This is a genomic window from Aquabacterium fontiphilum (assembly GCF_009909205.1).
Lineage (GTDB): Bacteria > Pseudomonadota > Gammaproteobacteria > Burkholderiales > Burkholderiaceae_C > Aquabacterium > Aquabacterium fontiphilum.
The window spans coordinates 125931-142868 of record NZ_JAAAPN010000004.1 but is presented as its reverse complement, the minus strand read 5'-3'; the positions used below and the strand labels follow the sequence as shown (position 1 = coordinate 142868).

The 16938-nt window shown below is 66.9% G+C and carries 15 protein-coding genes; 9 read left to right on the top strand and 6 right to left on the bottom strand.

The genetic code is table 11. The annotated features are described in order from the left end of the window. Window positions 1–23 precede the first annotated feature (23 nt). Both GTZ97_RS06095 and GTZ97_RS06090 read left to right on the top strand, forming a co-directional pair. Entirely contained in the window at window positions 24–467 is a 444-nt protein-coding gene (locus tag GTZ97_RS06095) for an ExbD/TolR family protein (RefSeq protein WP_161649687.1), read from the top strand. A gap of 61 nt (window positions 468–528) precedes the next feature. After that, complete coding sequence (locus GTZ97_RS06090; RefSeq protein WP_161649686.1) at window positions 529–1734, top strand: CaiB/BaiF CoA transferase family protein; 1206 nt, start codon at window positions 529–531, stop codon at window positions 1732–1734. 5 nt (window positions 1735–1739) lie between these two features. Here the strand turns inward: GTZ97_RS06090 and GTZ97_RS06085 are convergent, their stop codons facing one another. Beyond that, window positions 1740–2546: a helix-turn-helix domain-containing protein gene (locus tag GTZ97_RS06085; protein WP_236651049.1), complete on the bottom strand. Its 807-nt coding sequence runs from the start codon at window positions 2544–2546 to the stop codon at window positions 1740–1742. A 129-nt stretch (window positions 2547–2675) separates the two neighbouring features. Here GTZ97_RS06085 and GTZ97_RS06080 point away from each other — a divergent pair, with 129 nt between their 5' ends. The 5 genes from GTZ97_RS06080 to GTZ97_RS06060 all read left to right on the top strand — a co-directional run bounded on the left by GTZ97_RS06080 (window position 2676) and on the right by GTZ97_RS06060 (window position 7282). Further along, on the top strand, window positions 2676–3206 hold the full coding sequence (locus tag GTZ97_RS06080) for a YiaA/YiaB family inner membrane protein (protein ID WP_407926731.1): 531 nt from the start codon (window positions 2676–2678) through the stop codon (window positions 3204–3206). Window positions 3207–3216: 10 nt separating this feature from the next. After that, window positions 3217–3699, top strand: a complete 483-nt coding sequence (locus GTZ97_RS06075) for a hypothetical protein (RefSeq protein WP_236651048.1) — start codon at window positions 3217–3219, stop codon at window positions 3697–3699. Next, the gene (locus GTZ97_RS06070) at window positions 3696–4496 is read left to right on the top strand and encodes a DUF2145 domain-containing protein (protein WP_161649685.1); all 801 of its coding nucleotides are present in this window, start codon (window positions 3696–3698) and stop codon (window positions 4494–4496) included. The genes GTZ97_RS06075 and GTZ97_RS06070 overlap by 4 nt, the downstream gene beginning before the upstream one ends. A gap of 76 nt (window positions 4497–4572) precedes the next feature. Continuing rightward, window positions 4573–6480, top strand: coding sequence for an MFS transporter (locus GTZ97_RS06065; protein ID WP_330863559.1), 1908 nt, complete (start codon window positions 4573–4575; stop codon window positions 6478–6480). A gap of 124 nt (window positions 6481–6604) precedes the next feature. Continuing rightward, entirely contained in the window at window positions 6605–7282 is a 678-nt protein-coding gene (locus tag GTZ97_RS06060) for a CAAX prenyl protease-related protein (protein WP_161649684.1), read from the top strand. A gap of 28 nt (window positions 7283–7310) precedes the next feature. Here the strand turns inward: GTZ97_RS06060 and tgt are convergent, their stop codons facing one another. From tgt to queA, 3 genes are read right to left on the bottom strand one after another with little or no spacing between them, the layout of a single operon-like run. Continuing rightward, window positions 7311–8450 carry a tRNA guanosine(34) transglycosylase Tgt gene (gene tgt, locus GTZ97_RS06055; RefSeq protein ID WP_161649683.1) on the bottom strand — a complete coding sequence of 380 codons (1140 nt, stop codon included), beginning with the start codon at window positions 8448–8450 and terminating at the stop codon, window positions 7311–7313. 9 nt (window positions 8451–8459) lie between these two features. Beyond that, on the bottom strand, window positions 8460–10901 hold the full coding sequence (locus tag GTZ97_RS06050) for a hybrid sensor histidine kinase/response regulator (RefSeq protein WP_161649682.1): 2442 nt from the start codon (window positions 10899–10901) through the stop codon (window positions 8460–8462). After that, the gene (gene queA, locus GTZ97_RS06045) at window positions 10858–11994 is read right to left on the bottom strand and encodes a tRNA preQ1(34) S-adenosylmethionine ribosyltransferase-isomerase QueA (protein WP_161649681.1); all 1137 of its coding nucleotides are present in this window, start codon (window positions 11992–11994) and stop codon (window positions 10858–10860) included. The genes GTZ97_RS06050 and queA overlap by 44 nt, the downstream gene beginning before the upstream one ends. 93 nt (window positions 11995–12087) lie before the next feature. Here queA and recG point away from each other — a divergent pair, with 93 nt between their 5' ends. After that, complete coding sequence (gene recG / locus GTZ97_RS06040) at window positions 12088–14247, top strand: ATP-dependent DNA helicase RecG (protein ID WP_161649680.1); 2160 nt, start codon at window positions 12088–12090, stop codon at window positions 14245–14247. A 14-nt stretch (window positions 14248–14261) separates the two neighbouring features. Next, window positions 14262–15185: a LysR substrate-binding domain-containing protein gene (locus GTZ97_RS06035; RefSeq protein WP_161649679.1), complete on the top strand. Its 924-nt coding sequence runs from the start codon at window positions 14262–14264 to the stop codon at window positions 15183–15185. On the opposite strand, the gene GTZ97_RS06030 is transcribed toward GTZ97_RS06035, so the two are convergent. After that, window positions 15166–15966, bottom strand: coding sequence for a BPSS1780 family membrane protein (locus GTZ97_RS06030; RefSeq protein ID WP_161649678.1), 801 nt, complete (start codon window positions 15964–15966; stop codon window positions 15166–15168). The two genes, GTZ97_RS06035 and GTZ97_RS06030, sit on opposite strands and share 20 nt — an antisense overlap. Beyond that, entirely contained in the window at window positions 15963–16922 is a 960-nt protein-coding gene (locus GTZ97_RS06025; protein ID WP_161649677.1) for a homoserine kinase, read from the bottom strand. Before GTZ97_RS06025 ends, GTZ97_RS06030 begins: the two co-directional genes overlap by 4 nt. Between the last annotated feature and the right edge of the window lie 16 nt (window positions 16923–16938).

Genomic DNA, 16938 nt, shown 5'->3' with positions numbered 1-16938 from the left:
CCGACCCTTGAAGGAGACACACCATGGCATTTGCTAGTTTTGACGACAAGCGCGGCGGTGCACCGCTGGCCGAGATCAACATGGTGCCGCTCATCGATGTGATGCTGGTGCTGCTGGTGATCTTCATTGTGACTGCGCCGTTGCTAAGCCACTCGGTCAAGCTCGACCTTCCCAAGGCCAGCGCCCAAGTGGTGTCGGCCAAGAGCGAAAAGGTGGACCTGTCGATCGACGCCAATGGCGTGCGCTACTGGAACGGCCAGGCGCTCAGCCGAGAGGAACTGGTCGCCCGCCTGGCGGTAGAGGGGGCCAAGGCGGACACGCCTGAGCTGCATCTGCGTGCTGACCAGACGGTGCCCTATCGCGCCGTGGCCGAGACCCTGGCCGACGCAGCCAAGGCCGGCGTGTCCAAAATCAGCTTTGTAACCGATCCGTCCAGTGCTGTGCCGGCGGTTGCACCGAAGGACTGAGCGCGCGGAGGCGGTGTCACGCCATCGCTGTTCGGCCTGACAGCCGCTACCATGCGGTGCCATGAACGCCGCCACCGCCTTTGCATCCGTGTCGCCCCAGGCCCTCGCCGGCCTGCGGGTGGTTGAACTGGGCCAGCTGATTGCTGGCCCTTTTGCTGGCAAGACCCTGGCCGATTTCGGCGCCGAGGTCATCAAGGTCGAGCCGCCGGCTGCGGACGGCGCGGCGGGGGGCGACCCCCTTCGCCAGTGGCGCATGCTGCACAACGGCACCAGCGTGTGGTGGCAGGTGCAAAGCCGCAACAAGAAAAGCGTCGTGCTGGATTTGCGCACGCCCGAGGGCCGTGCGCAGGCATGTCGCCTGATCGACGAAGCCGATGTGCTGATCGAGAACTTCAAGCCGGGTACCATGGAAAAGTGGGGCATGGGCTATGAACAGCTCAGCGCGCGCAACCCGGGTCTGATCATGCTGCGCATCAGCGGGTATGGCCAGACCGGCCCCTACAAGGATCGTCCGGGCTTTGCCGTGGTGGCCGAGGCCATGGGCGGCATGCGCCATCTCAACGGCGAGCCGGGGCGGCCCCCTGTGCGCGCGGGCGTCAGCCTGGGCGACACGCTGGCGGCCTTGCATGGCGTGATCGGCGTGTTGCTGGCGCTGCAAGCGCGCCATGCCAGCGTGAGCGCCGAGGCGCCCAAGGGCCGCGGGCAGGTGGTGGATGTGGCCTTGTACGAGGCCGTCTTCAACTGCATGGAAAGCCTGCTGCCCGAGTACAGCGCTTTTGGCGCGGTGCGGCAGCCGGCGGGCTCGGCGCTGCCGGGCATCGCCCCGAGCAATGCCTACCCTTGTGCCGACGGCATGGTGGTGATCGGTGGCAATGGCGACTCCATCTTCAAGCGGCTGATGATCGCGATCGGACGCGATGACCTGGCCACCGACGCGGAGCTGGCCAGCAACCCGGGACGGGTGCAGCGTGTGGCCGAGATCGATGCCGCCATCGGGGCGTGGACGTCGACGCGCGCCGTGGAGCAGGTGTTGTCGGTGCTGAATGCGGCCAGCGTGCCGGTGGGACACATCTACACCGCGGCAGACATCGCAGAGGACCCGCACTACCGTGCCCGCGAGATGATCCTGCCAGTGACCACGCCGGATGGCCTCACGGTCGAGGTGCCGGGCATCGTCCCCAAGCTGTCGGCCACGCCTGGCGCCATCACACGGCGTGCGCCGGCCTTGGGTGAAGACACCTACGAGGTACTGGGACGCCTGCGCTGATCGGCTCAGCGCGCTCCGCGCCGTGGGGCGTGCTGCGCTGTGGGCGCTGCGGCCGATGAGGGCATCGCTCGGGCCGGGTGCTCGCGCCACAGATCGACGAAGGCCTGAAACCACCACGAGCGCAGGCCGATGAGCAGGGTATAGGGCTGCCGCTTGTCAGGCGGCAACCGCTGGTCAGCCAGGTGCTGCTGTGCAAAATCGTCGGCCACCCGCTGCAGGCGTTCGGCAAAGGCGGTCGCCAGCCCGGGGCCCAGCGAGCCGTGTACCAGCAGCAGCAACTCGTCTTCGCCACCGAAGTCGCCCGAGAAGTACTCGCCCACCACATGCTGGCGAAAGAACCGCATCACCGGGCCGTCCGGGCGCCAGCGAAAGGTCTTGCTCACGCGCAGCCGATAGCGGTTCAAGGGCCGCAACTCAATGATGCCCAGCCGATCCAGGCGGCTCAGGTGGCCAATGGCCTCGGCTTCGGTGAACTGGTAAGCGCCGATGATCTGCTCGAATGTCCACTGGCTGAGGCAGCAGATCGCCATCAGCAATAGCTTGCGGTCGGACACCACGGCCTTCTCTTGCGCTTCGCTGAGCTCGCGGCGCAGGGGCTGGGCATCGGCTACCCGTCGGGCCAACTGGGCGAAATCCAGTTTGAGCACGCGGCATACCTCGTCCACCCGCGTGAGCGGCATATCGCCCTTGGCGAACATGCGCTTGACGCTCGACTCGGCCATCCCCAGGCCCAAGGCCAGTTGGGCATAGGTGATGCCGGCCGCCTTGAGTTCGGCCTTGAGGGCAAGGATCAGATCGGCGCTGCTGCTCATGGCAGGTTGAGTAAGTATCGAAATGCGATACTTTAAGTGCTAAATGAGTGGACTTCGTTGATTCTGATTGCACTTATTGAAGGGCGTCGAAAGAATGCGATCCGTGTTCAACAACCTGTGAGACCGCAGATGCCCACCAACGATGTCCACACCGCCGCCTCCACCGTTCCGCACCCGTCCCGGGTGGCCGAAGGGGGCGCCGGCGAGTCCCGTCCCCGCGCTCATGCCGCCACAGCGGCGCCCCTGATGCGCGTACGCGTGCGTCGTGACACGCGGGCCTGGAAGGTGCAGGTGTGGGTGTCGTTCGGGCTCGCTGCTGCGCTGTGTGCCACGGGCCTGGGGTGGTTGCCCGTCTTACCCATCGAGCAGGCCTTCATGGTGATGGGCTATGTGTTCTGCCTGTCAGCGGTGTTTGTGGTGTCCAAGCATGTGCGCGACCAGGAGACGCCTGGGCAGGACAGCCCGCTGTGGGGGGTGGTGGTGTGGACGGGCTTTGCCGCCGCATTGGCGCTGACCGCCTGGGGCATGTGGCAGACCGCGCTGGCGCCAGCCTACAAGGCGTACCTCACGGTGGGCTGGCTGTTTCTGATGTCCAGCGCCTTCACGCTGGCCAAGATGCTGCGCGACGCCCATGAAGACCAACGCGCCGAGCAGCGTTGAGGAGCCCATCATGATCCTGCGTTTGTCTTTTCTTTCTTCTGATCGCGGGCGCCGTGTCTGCTCGATGGCACGGGGCCTGATCGCCTCGGCCTCGGTGGTCTGTGGGCTCAGCCTGGCTGCCGTGACGTCCCCGGCTCAGGCCCATGGTGGCGACGCCGGCTCTGCTCTGAGCGCCCTGTCGGCTCTGCCGGTGGCGGTGTCCGTGGTGGCGCCCTCGGTCGTGCTGGCCACTGGTTCGGTGCTGACCCTGGTGGCGGTACAAGCGGTGGCCGAGGGCACGGTATGGGTGCTGCGGCGCGCCAGCGATGGTGCGCAGGTGCTGATCCACTGGAGCAGCACGGCTGTGGGCATGGCTTCCATGGCGCTGGGCACGGCCGTCACGGTCACGGTGGTGTCCTCAGGGTGGGTGCTGTCGGCTGCGGGTGAGGTGCTGGCCCTGGTGCCCAACGCGCTGGGCCAGGCCTTGCTGCACCACGAGGAGGTGATGCGATGAGCCGGACGGTTTGGCATGGCGCGCTGGCGGCCTGGGCTGGGGCACTGTCGCTCTGCGCGGCGAGTCCGGCCTGGGCCGGGCGTGATTGCGAGTCGCGCGCGCCCACGGTGCAGGCGGTGACGCAAGGGCTCGCATTGGCCGAGCGTGTCCAGTTGCAACTCGACCGCAGTGGGGCAGATGTGGTGGTGCTGGCCCGCATGGGGCAGGATCTGAGCCGCCACGGGTTGCGCTACTCCCACCTCGGGCTGGCCTATCGCCAGGGTGGCATGTGGCGCGTGCTGCACAAGCTCAACGCCTGCGGGTCCGCTCGTTCCGCGGTGTTCCGAGAAGGCTTGGGGCACTTCTTCCTGGACGATCCGCACGAGTACGAGGCGGCCGTGTTGCCGCTGACGCCTGCGGTGTCGGAGCGGCTGTTGCCGCTGCTGCTCGCGCCCGAGGCCCTGCGGTCGCTGCACGAGGCGCGCTACAGCATGCTGTCTCATGCATGGTCGCAGCAGTACCAGCAGAGCAACCAGTGGGCCATCGAGGTGCTGGCGCATGCAATGCAGTTGCCTCCGCAGCCGGCGCAACGCGCCCGGTCGCAGCGGTGGTTGCAACAGGCGGGCTACCGGCCTGCCGAGATCTACCTGGCGGCCTGGACCCGTCTGGGCGCACGCCTGACGGCAGCGAACGTGGCTTTCGATGACCATCCGCTGGGGCTGCGCGTGGCGGGGCGGTTTCGCACCGTGACGGTGGAGTCGGTGTTCGCCTGGCTGCAGGCATCCGGCCACGGTGGCCCCATGTTCGTGGTGCGGTGATACGCGCGGTCACCGAGGTGGCGCGATTCTGGTGTCCAATGCCGGCGATGGCCACAAGGATGCCAAGGGAGGTGCTGTGAGCGAATCTTCGTCTTCAACGGGGCAGTTCAGCCTGCTGCGTCAGCGGCGCTTTGCCCCCTTCTTTGCCACCCAGTTTCTGGGCGCGGCCAACGACAACCTGTTCAAATTTGCGCTGACCGTGCTGGTCACTTACCAGCTGCAGCTGAACTGGCTGCCACCGGCCATGGCCGGGCTGGTGATCGGGGCGCTGTTCATCCTGCCCTTCGTGCTGATGTCGGCCACGGCAGGCCAATGGGCCGACAAGTACGACAAGGCCACCATCATGCGGCACACCAAGCTGCTGGAGGTGGTCATCATGGGCGTGGCGGCCGTGGGGCTGGCGATCCAGGCGGTGCCCTTGCTGCTGCTGTGCATCTTTCTGATGGGCCTGCAGTCGACGCTCTTCGGCCCGGTCAAGTACGCCTATCTGCCGCAGCATCTCAGCGAGCGCGAACTCACGGGCGGCAACGGCATGGTCGAGATGGGCACTTTTGTAGCCATCCTGCTGGGCAATGTGGCGGGGGGCCTGCTGATGGGCCTCGGTGCCGAGGGGCGCCACTGGGTGGCCGCGGTCTGCCTGGCCTTGGCCGCACTGGGCTGGTGGACGGCCAGCCGCATCCCTGCATCACCGTCGTCCGACCCGGATCTGATACTGAACTGGAACCCGGTCTCCGAGACGATGCGCAATCTGCGACTGGCCTGGCAATACCCCAGCGTGTTCCGCTCGCTGCTGGGCATCTCGTGGATGTGGTTCTTTGGCGCGGTCTTCCTGTCGCAGTTCCCGGCGTTCGCGCGCGAGGTGCTGGGAGGCAGCGAGCAGGTGGCCTCGCTGCTGCTGGTGGTGTTTTCGGTCGGCGTGGCCGTGGGCTCGCTGCTGTGCGAGCGTTTCTCACACCGTCATGTCGAGATCGGCCTGGTGCCGCTGGGCGCGCTGGGCATGACGGTCTTTGCGTTCGACCTGTACCTGGCCTCCAAGGGGCTGCGCCACGATGGCGGGCCCTTGCTGAGCGTAGGCGAGTTCATCGACAGACCGGCCCACTGGCGCGTCATGGTCGACCTGGCCCTGCTCGCCTTCAGCGCCGGCATCTACAGCGTGCCCATGTACGCGCTCATCCAGTTGCGGGCGCAGCCCAGCCACCGCGCGCGCATCATCGCGGCCAACAACATCCTCAACGCCTTGTTCATGGTGGTCAGCAGCCTCTTGGCGGGTGCCTTGCTGGCCGCAGGTCTGAGCGTGCCCGAGGTGTTTGGCGTGACGGCGCTGCTCAACATCCTGGTGGTGGGCTATGTGTTCTGGTTGATGCCCGAATACATCGTGCGTCTGGTGATGCTGTTCGTCACGCGCATCGTCTACCGCTTGCGCCTGCGTGGCGAGATGAACATCCCGACCGACGGCGCGGCCATCCTGGTCGCCAACCATGTGAGCTTTGTCGACGCCATCATCCTGGGCGTGTGCAGCCCGCGGCCCATGGTGTTCATCATGGACCACCGCATCTTCAAGACGCCGGGCATGGGCTGGTTCTTCCGAGCCATGAAGGCCATTCCCATCGCGCCGCAGAAGGAAGACCCCGAGGCCTACGAACGGGCTTTCGAGCGCGCCCGCGCGGTGCTGCGTGAAGGCGAGTTGCTGTGCCTGTTTCCGGAAGGGGCTATCACGCGTGACGGCAGCCTGCAGCCTTTCAAGGCCGGCATCATGAAGATCCTGGCCGATGTGCCCGTGCCGGTGATCCCGGCGGCGCTGCACAACCTGTGGGGCTCCAGTTTCTCGCGCATCGACGGCGCCGCGCTCGCCCGGCCGCTGCGACGCGGCCTGTTCAACCCGGTGGGGCTGGTGGTGGGAGAGGCCATCCCGCCCGAGCAGGTCAGCCCCGAAGGGCTGCAGCGCCGGGTGCAGGCGCTGCTGGATGAGCCAGCTCCGGTGTGAGGGCCGCGGCGCAGGGCGGCTCGTGGAGCGCGGGTCTTCCGCCAGTGCGAATGGGGGGGTGACGTGTCATCTGAGCCCGGCACAATCCCCGATGGCTCTGGCTGACACTGCTTAACAAGACACCATGGGAAACTTTCTGACGCCCGCGGCACTGGCCCGCATCATCCCCTTCGTGCTGTTCATGGTCCTGCTGGCCCTCCGCGGCAATTGGCCGGAGGGCTGGACGTTTGTCGACCCCCGCTGGCTGTATGCAGCGTCTGTCGTGATCGTGTCCGGCTCGCTGATCTGGTTCTGGCGCCGTTATCAGGAGCTGGGTCGGGGCAGCGGCCTGAGCCTGCCGAACTGGGCCTTGTCCATCGCGGTGGGCGTGGTGGTGTTCGCCTTGTGGATCTCGCTGACCGAGCCGTGGATGATGTTGGGCGAGGCCACGGCGGGCTTTGTGCCGGTCGATGAGAACGGCGAGCTGATCTGGTCGCTCGTGATCTTCCGCTGGGTGGGCGCCGCGCTGATGGTGCCCATCATGGAAGAGCTCTTCTGGCGCAGCTACCTGATGCGCTGGATCGACAAGCCCGATTTCGAGCAGGTCGACCCGGGCACGGTCTCAGCCAAGGCCATTGTGCTGTCCACCGTGGTGTTCACGCTGGCTCACACCCAGTGGCTGGGTGCGGTGATCGCCGGCCTGGCCTATGCTTGGCTGTATCGCCACACCCGCTCGCTGTGGGCGCCCATCATCGCCCACATGGTGACCAACGGCGTGCTCGGCGTGTGGGTGGTCATGCACGGCCACTGGCAGTTCTGGTGAGCCGCCGCAGGGCTGGGCGCTTGGGTGATCAGACGCCCCGCGCCCGGTCGGCCGCGAACTGCTGCTGGAAGGCGGCGAAACGGCCGGCGTCCAGCGCCTCGCGCACCTCTTTCATCAGGTTCAGGTAGTAGTGCAGGTTGTGGATGCTGGTGAGCATGGGGCCCAGCATCTCGCCGCAGCGGTCGAGGTGGTGCAGGTAGGCGCGACTGAAGTTGCTGCAGGTGTAGCAGCTGCAGGTCTCGTCCACCGGGCGCTCGTCGGCCTTGTAGCGGCTGTTGCGCAGTCGCAGGTCGCCATAGCGGGTGAAGAGGTGACCGTTGCGCGCGTTGCGCGTGGGCATGACGCAGTCGAACATGTCCACACCGGCGGCGACGCCGGCCACCAGGTCTTCGGGTGTGCCCACGCCCATCAGGTAGCGCGGCTTGTGCGCCGGCAGCTTGGGCGAGATGAAGTTCATGATGCGCATCATCTCGTCCTTGGGCTCGCCCACGCTGACGCCGCCGATGGCGTAGCCGGGCAGATCGAGCTCGACCAGACCGGCCAGCGAGGCCTCGCGCAGGTGCTCGAACATGCCACCCTGCACGATGCCGAACAGCGCGTTGGGGTTGTCCAGCCGCTCGAACTCGGTGATGCAGCGCTTGGCCCAGCGCAGGCTCAGCTCCATCGACGCCTGGGCTTCTTTTTCTGTCGTGATGTGGCCGAGTGATTTGTCGCCCTTCCAGTAAGGCGTGCACTCGTCGAACTGCATGACGATGTCCGAGTTCAGGATGGTCTGGATCTGCATGCTGATCTCGGGTGTGAGAAACAGCTTGTCGCCATTGACCGGCGAAGCGAAGCGCACGCCTTCTTCGGAGATCTTGCGCATGTCGCCCAGCGACCAGACCTGAAAGCCGCCCGAATCGGTGAGGATGGGCTTGTTCCAGGACTCGAATCGGTGCAGCCCGCCGAACTGCTTCATGATGTCCAGCCCGGGACGCATCCACAGGTGGAAGGTGTTGCCCAGGATGATCTGCGCGCCCATGTCGTTGAGCGCCTGGGGCGTGACGCCCTTGACGGTGCCGTAGGTGCCCACGGGCATGAAGATCGGGGTCTCGACCACGCCGTGGTTGAGGGTCAGGCGGCCTCGGCGGGCGTGGCCTTCAGTCTTGAGCAGATCAAAGTTGAGCATGAAGGGGTCTCAGGCTGCGCGCGCCTCCGGTGGCGCTTGCAGCAGTTGTTCCAGCAGCCGTTCGCTGCGGAAGGGTTTGGGCAGCACCGTCAGCCCCGATGCACTCAGGCGTTGCAACTCGGCTGGGTCGGTGTCGCCGGATATGACCACCGCGTCGAGCTGGCGGCCCTTGGCGCGCCACTGCACGTGCAGGTGTTGCATCAGCTGCACGCCGCTCATGCCGGGCAGCCGGTAGTCGGTGATGACAGCATCGGGCAAGGCATCGGCCGGAATCAGCGTCAGTTGCGGCAGCTCATCCAGCAGACTCTCTGCATCGGGCCAGGCGCGCACCTCTGCGCCCCAATTGCGCAACATCTCGGTCAGCGCACGGCGCAGCAGCAGGTCGTCCTCGACCAGCCAGACTGAGCGGCCCTGCAACGGCAGATCACGGGTCTCGGTGGTGGTGGTCGCGGTCGTGGCGGCCAGGTTCAGCGGCAGCTCGATCGCAAAGCAGGAGCCGCGTCCAGGCCGGGATCGGAGCTCGATGCGCTCGCCCAGGATGGAGGCCATGCGGCGCACGATCGCCAGTCCCAGGCCGATCCCCTTGGTGCGGTCACGCGCGCTGTTGCCGACCTGGTAGAACTCTTCGAAGATGCGGTCGCGCTGGTCATCCGGGATGCCGATGCCGGTGTCCCATACCTCGATGCGGATGCGGTGCTTGCCTCGGCGCCGCGCGGCCACGAGCACGCCGCCGCGCTGGGTGTAGCGGATGGCATTCGACACCAGGTTGCGCAGGACGCTGTGCAGCAGCATGGGGTCGGTCAGCAGCACGGGGTGCTGGCCGGCAGGCGTGCGTGGCAGGCGGAAGCGCAGGCGCAGGCCCTTGGCTTGCGCGGCGCTCTGCTCGTGCACACGCACCGCCTGGAACACGTCGTGCAGGCTCACGGACTGAAACTCGGGCTTGACCGCGCCGGCATCCAGCCGCGAGATGTCGAGCAGGCCGACCAACAGCGACTCCATCGAGGCCACCGCCTCATCAAGCATGTTGATCAGATCCTTGGACTCGGGCGCCTTGGTCTGTTGCCGCAACAGGCTCACCAGCAGCCCGATGGCCGCCGTGGGCTGGCGCAGGTCGTGGCTGGCGGCAGCCAGAAAGCGGGTCTTACTCTGGTTGGCAGCTTCGAGCGCGCGCGTGCGATCAGCGACGCGCTCTTCCAGGATGTGGTTCATGCGCTCGGCCATGTTCATGGCCTCGACGAACTTGCCCATCAACGTCAGCGCAAAGCCCAGGAAGATGACCGGCGCGGTGTAGGGCGTCCAGTAGAGGTCGGTAACCGGTAGCAGGGGAGTCAGGAACAGGTAGTCGTGCGCCACGCTGACCAGCGTGCCCACGGGACCCAGTGTCATGGCGACCGATTCGATCCAGTGCTTGCGCCAAGCCGTCTGCACGACCTTGATCACAACCAGGACGCCGCAGCCCATCATCAGCGGGTAGGCCAGCAGCCGCAGCGTGTCGAGGTGGGGCGTGCCCATGGCCATCAGCGCCAGCAAGGGCAGGCCGAAGCCGATGAAGCGCAACGGCCAGCGCAGCCGCTCCAGCGACATCTGGGCGTAGGTGAGCCCGAACAGCGACAGGTAGTAGGTGCCCACCGCCTGGCAGGCGAAGAACAGCCAGTCGACCACCGGCGCAGGCCAGGTAATCGTCTCGACGAAGTAGAAGGCGTTGCGGCCACACATCACGAGCATCAGCCCGCCGAAGTAGGCAAAGATGCGGTCGTGCGGGCGCGTACGCCACGCCAGCACGATGAACAGCGCCATGCCCGCCACGCTGAGGTTCATGATGCGCGGCAGGTCGACCGTCAGGGCCACCCACTGGTCGTAGGCCTGGCGCGCCTCGGTCAGCGGGCCGATCTGCAACTCGCCGATGCCGGGTTTGCGGAAGGGGTTCATCCGCACGTCGATCTCGATGTCGTTCTCGCCAGCCAGCAGCACGTTGACCGGCAATTCGATCAGATAGGGCAGCGTGGCCATGCTGGTGATGACCTCACCCTCCATGTGGCGCGTGCTCATCTGGATGCCGTTGATCGTCACGCGGTGATTACCAGGCAGTCGGTCGATGCGCAAGCCCCACGGAATCACCGGCGAGCGCTCCATGTAGACCTTGGCGCGGTAGCAGGCCACACCGGGTACCGTCATGCCCAGGCCGCGCCAGTCGTCCGGCAGCATGACCACGCGGCCGGGCTGGTGCTCCGAACATGCACCCGGCGCGAGCGTGGCCTGCCGGACCACCACGGCCGAGGGCTGGAGGATGGCCGGTTCGGCCTGCGCCGACCCTGTCAGGGCCATCCAGCCGAGCGCGGTCAGCCAGATGGACAGGAGCAGCGCCCACAGGCTTGAGCGCGGCCGCTTGCAGGTTGGCGCGCGAAGCTCAGGCCGCCGGGTCCACGGCAGCGGTGTGAAGAGGGTTCCCATGATTGTTTTTTGTGGTGGTCTGGATCAGCATCGCGTCACCGTAGCTGAAAAAGCGGTAGCGCTCGCGGATCGCATGCTGGTAAAGCACCCTGATGTGCTCGTAACCTGCCAGTGCACTGACCAGCATCATCAGCGTGCTCTTGGGCAGGTGGAAGTTCGTGATCAGCAGATCGACGACCTTGAACTGGAAGCCGGGGGTGATGAAGATGTCGGTATCCCTGCTGCCGATCTGGACGATCTCATCCGGCCCTGCATGCAGCGCGGCCGACTCCAGCGCGCGCAGCGTCGTCGTGCCCACGGCCACGATGCGGCCGCCCGCAGCCCGTGTGGCGCGGATGCGCTCGGCGGTGTGCTGGGGCACATCGAACCACTCGCTGTGCATCTTGTGTTCGTCAATGCGCTCGGTGCGAACGGGCTGGAAGGTGCCGGCGCCCACATGCAGCGTCACCTCGGCGGTCTGCACGCCGCGCGCGGCCAGGCCGGCCAGCACGCCCTCGTCGAAGTGCAGCGCAGCCGTGGGGGCGGCCACCGCGCCAGGCTCCTTGGCGAAGACGGTCTGGTAGCGGCGCACATCGTCTTCGTCGTCCGCGTGCGTGATGTAGGGGGGCAGCGGCACGTGGCCGTGTTGCTCCAGCAGCGCAAACGGATCGCCTTCGAAGCGGAGGTGAAACAACCCGTTGTCCGGGCCACAACGACCCAGCACCTCGGCGTTGAACGCATCGGCAAAGCGCACGAGTGCGCCCGGCTTGGGTGACTTGCTGGCCCGCATGTGCGCCCAAACCTCGTTCGTGCCGGGCAGCACCCGCTCGATCAGCGCTTCGACCGCACCGCCCGTGGCCTTGGCACCGAACAGGCGGGCCTTGATCACGCGGGTGTTGTTGAACACCAGCAGGTCGCCCGGCTGGAGCAAACCGGGTAGATCGCGAAAGACGCGGTCGGTGGGGGGAAGGGTGCGTCCGTCCAGCAGGCGCGAGGCGCTGCGCTCGGGGGCCGGGTGCTGGGCGATCAGTGCCTCGGGCAGCTCGAAATCGAAATCCGCGAGGGTGTAGGCGTGAGGTGCGGCGTGGGCGGCCGAAGAAGAGGGCTGGGTCATGCTTTTGAGGGGCTGACGGGCCCCGTGCCAAAACTGAATCCGTTATTGTCGCTCATTGCCACCCGCCTGGCGGCCCTATGATCCGGGGACCGGATGCCTCGCCCCCGCACTGTGTCTGCCACACCGCCATCGCCTGCTGCCGCCTCGCGAACTGCCGCCCAGAAGTCGGCGCCGCAGAAGGCCATGGAGAAGCTCGGCCTGGTGCGCGACATCGACCTGGCGCTGCATCTGCCGCTGCGTTATGAAGACGAGACACGCCTGACGCGGCTGCGCGACGCCCGCGATGGCGACACGGTGCAGGTCGAAGGCGTGGTCACCGACAACCGCATCGAGCAGCGCAGCCGGCGGCAGATGCTCGTCCGCCTGGATGACGGCAGTGGCGAGGTCTTGCTGCGCTTTCTGAACTTCTACGGCTCGCAGCAGAAGAGCTGGGCGCCTGGCGTGCGCCTGCGGGTGCGCGGCGAGCTGCGCCACGGCTTTTTCGGCCGCGAGATGGTGCACCCCACGGTGCGCATCGTGCAGGCCGACACGCCGTTGGCCGATGCGCTCACGCCCGTCTACCCCACCAGCGCCGGCCTGCCGCAGGCTTACTTGCGCAAGGCGGTGGCGGCGGGCCTGAGGCGTGCGCCACTGGACGAGCTGCTGCCCGAGGCGCTGTGGCCTGAAATCGGCCTGCCGCGCCGTTGGCCCAGCCTGCGCGACGCGCTGCAGGCACTGCATCATCCGCCGCCCTCGGTGTCGCTGCCCGAACTGGAAGACCACCAGACCCATCCGGCGTGGCAGCGGCTGAAATTCGAAGAGTTGCTGGCGCAGCAACTCTCGCAACTACAGGCACGGGCCGAGCGGGCGCACCTGCAGGCGCCCCCGCTGCGCAGCCGACGGGACGGCCTGGCGGACAAACTGCTGGGCGTGCTGCCGTTTCAGCTCACGGGCGCCCAGCAGCGTGTGGTCGAAGAGATCGCCCAGGATCTGGCGCAGGGCCGCCCCATGCACCGCCTGCTGCAGGGCGATGTGGGCTCGGGCAAGACGGTGGTGGCCGCGCTGTCAGCGGCCGTGGCCATGGATGCCGGCTGGCAGTGCGCGCTGATGGCGCCCACCGAGATCCTCGCCGAGCAGCATTTCCGCAAGCTGGTGGGCTGGCTGGAGCCGCTGGGCGTCAAAGTGGCCTGGCTCACCGGCAGCCTCAAGGCCAAGGCCAAGCGGGAACAGATCGCAGCCGTGGCCTCGGGTGAGGCGCAGCTGGTTGTGGGCACCCACGCCGTCATCCAGGACCAGGTCGAGTTCGCCCGGCTGGGTCTGGCGCTGATTGACGAGCAGCACCGCTTCGGTGTGGCCCAGCGCCTGCAACTGCGGCGCAAGCTGGAAAGCAGTGAGCTGGAGCCACACCTGCTGATGATGAGCGCCACACCCATTCCGCGCACGCTGGCCATGACCTTCCTGGCCGACCTGGAGGTGAGCACCATCGACGAGCTGCCCCCTGGGCGCACCCCCATCGTCACCAAGGTGTTTGCCGACAGCCGCCGAGAAGAGGTCATTGCCCGCATCCGCGACGAGGTGGCGCGCGGCCGCCAGGTGTATTGGGTCTGCCCGCTGATCGACGAGACGCAGGACAGCGATGCCGCAGCCGACCAGGCGGCAGGCCGCGACAGCGCGCGGCGCAAGCCGCTCGACCTCAGCAACGTCACCCAGACCCATGCCGATCTTGGCGAGGCCTTGCCAGGGGTGGGGGTGGGGCTGTTGCACGGCAAACTGCCGGCGGCGGAGAAGGCCGACGTGATGGCGCGTTTCGCGTCGGGCGAGCTGGCCGTGCTCGTGGCCACCACCGTGATCGAGGTGGGGGTGGACGTGCCCAACGCCAGCCTGATGGTGATCGAACATGCCGAGCGCTTCGGTTTGAGCCAATTGCATCAATTGCGCGGCCGGGTGGGGCGCGGCGCGGTGGCCTCGGTCTGCGTGTTGCTGTATGCGCCGCCCTTGTCCGATTCCGGCAAGCAGCGCCTGAAGGCCATGGTCGAAACCACCGACGGCTTCGAGATCGCGAGGCGTGACCTGGCCATCCGGGGGCCGGGCGAGTTCATGGGCGCGCGCCAGTCGGGCGCGGCGCTGCTGCGCTTTGCCAGCCTGGAAGACGACCAGCCGCTCATCGAGCAGGCCCGCCGGGCGGCCGAGTTCCTGTTGCATGCGCACCCTCACATCGCACAGCGGCACGTGGCCCGCTGGCTGGGCAACAAGTCCGAGTACCTCAAGGCCTGACGTAATATCCCGGCATGACCCTGACTGAACTGCGCTACATCGTTGCCGTGGCCCGCGAGCGGCACTTTGGACGGGCGGCCGAGGCCTGCTTCGTGTCTCAGCCGACCCTGTCGGTGGCCGTCAAGAAGCTTGAAGAAGAGCTCGATGTGAAGCTGTTCGAGCGCGGCTCGACGGAGGTCAGCGTCACGCCGCTGGGCGAAGAGATCGTCCGTCAGGCGCAGGCCGTGCTGGAACAGGCCGCGGCCATCAAGGAGATCGCCAAGCGCGGCAAGGATCCGCTGGCCGGCCCGCTGCGCCTGGGTGTGATCTACACCATCGGGCCGTATCTGCTGCCCGATCTGGTGCGGGCCACGATTGCGCGCGTGCCGCAGATGCCGCTGATCTTGCAGGAGAACTTCACCGCCAAGCTGCTCGACATGCTCCGCGCTGGCGAGTTGGACTGCGCCATCCTGGCCGAGCCCTTTGTGGACACCAACCTGGCAATGGCGCCGCTGTACGAAGAGCCGTTCATGGTGGCCGTGCCGCGCAGCCACCCGCTGGCGCAGCGTGAGCGCATCGATGCCGAAGAACTCAAGCGCGAGACCATGCTGCTGCTGGGCTCAGGCCACTGCTTTCGCGACCATGTGCTGGAGGTGTGTCCCGAGTTCGCACGCTTTTCGAGCGACGCCGAGGGTATCCGCAAGAGCTTCGAGGGTTCGTCGCTCGAAACCATCAAGTACATGGTCGCCGCTGGCATGGGCGTGACCGTGGTGCCACGGTTGTCCGTGCCGCCTGAGCCTCACCCTTACATCACCTACGTGCCGTTTGAAGACCCGCCCCCGACGCGACGCGTCGTGCTGGTCTGGCGCCGTAGCTTCACGCGTTACGAGGCCATTGCAGCCTTGCGCAACGCGGTTTACGACTGCGCCCTGGAGGGCGTCATGCGTCTGTCGGCGTGAGCGTGGGCTCGGTCGACGAGGACGACTCGAAACAGTCGGCCACGGTGAAGTACAACGAGGCGTAGAAGGCCGAGAACAGCCACAGGCCCGAGGCGACGGCCAGCAGGCTACCCAGCACCCCCGGCAGCAGCGACAGCAGCACCCGGTCTATGGCCACCAGCGCGGTGACGGCCAACAGCCAGCCCAGGCCGTACACGATGAAGGCGCCAAGGTTGCGCCATGAGGCCACGGCGCTGAAGAACAGCGCCTTGACCACAGATACACGGCCCCAGACAACGAGGGCGGGTGTGTGCCAGAACACGAGGCTGATGGGCAGTGTGAGCCCCATGCGCCACAGCATGTCGCGTTGCACGTCAGGGTGAGCCACCACCTCGCTGACATCCTTGGCCTGCTCGATGGCTTCGCCCAACACATCGGCACCCGGACCGAGCCAGTGGGCCAGTTGCATCACGGCCAGGGTGGCCAGCACATAGGCGCCGCCCAGCTGGGCCAGGGCCTGGCGGGGGCTGTCGGTGCCGCGTACCGGCTCCAACAACACACCGGGCGTCAGGCGCTCACCGCTGAGCACGCGCCGGGTCGCCAGCATGAAGCCCATCCAGATCAGCGGCATGGTGGCCACGACGACCAGCGCGCCGAGCACAGGCACCCCCGCCAGCAGGATGGCGCAGGAAGCCACCATGCCGACAAGGCCCATCATGTGAAAAGGCTGACGCCGGGCGATGTCCAGCCCGTTGCGCACCCAGGTCAGGCCCTGGCGTGCGGGGACGATGCGAAGTCTCATGCGCGTACGTAGCTCCATGGCGCGGTGCGGCGCAGGCGCAGCACCCGTTCAAAATGCGTGGGGTCGTGGGGCTTGAGCATGCTGGCCTCGCGCGGCAGGTGGAAATCCCACAGCCGGGAGGTCCAGAATCGCAAGGCTGCAGCCCGCAGCAACGCCGGCATCAGCGCCAGCTCCGCTGCGTCCAGGGGCCGTTCGGCATCATAGGCTGCCACAAAGGCTTGCGCGCGCGCCGGGTCAAGGATGCCCGTGGCCAGGTCGATGCACCAGTCGTTGAGGCACACCGCGATGTCGAACAGCCAGGTGTCGCAGCCCGCAAAGTAGAAATCGAAGAAGCCCGACAGCGTCGGGCCGTCGAACATGACGTTGTCGCGGAACAGATCCGCATGGATCGGGCCGCGTGGCAGGGCGAGGTAGTCAGGCTGCGTGGCCAGGGCCTGCTGAAAGGCCAACTCGTCGTCGATCATCTCTGCCTGCGCGGGATCCAGGTAAGGGCGCACCACCGGCACGGTCTCGGACCACCACGCCAGGCCGCGCAGATTGGGTTGCTCGCGCGGGTAGTCGCGCCCGGCCAGGTGCATGCGCGCGAGCATGGCGCCCACCTGTGCGCAATCTGCAGGAGCAGGTTGCAGCTGGTTGGCACCCCGCAGCCGTGTGACCACCGCAGCAGGCTTGCCCTTCAGGGACAGCAGGATCTCGCCCTGGCCGTTGGGCTGCGGCGCCGGCACGGGAATGCCGCGCTGCGCGAGGTGATCCATCAGGTGTAGGTAGAACGGCAACTGCGCGAAGCTCAGGCGCTCGAACAGGGTCAGCACGTAGCGGCCGCGGTCGGTGTCCACGAAATAGTTGGTGTTCTCGATGCCGGAGGCGCAACCCTGCATTGACTGCAGCGTGCCCAGGTCCAGCGCATTGAGCAGGGTCTGGGCTTCCTGCGGTGAGACGTCGGTGAAAACGGCCATGAGGGGTCGGCGTCGA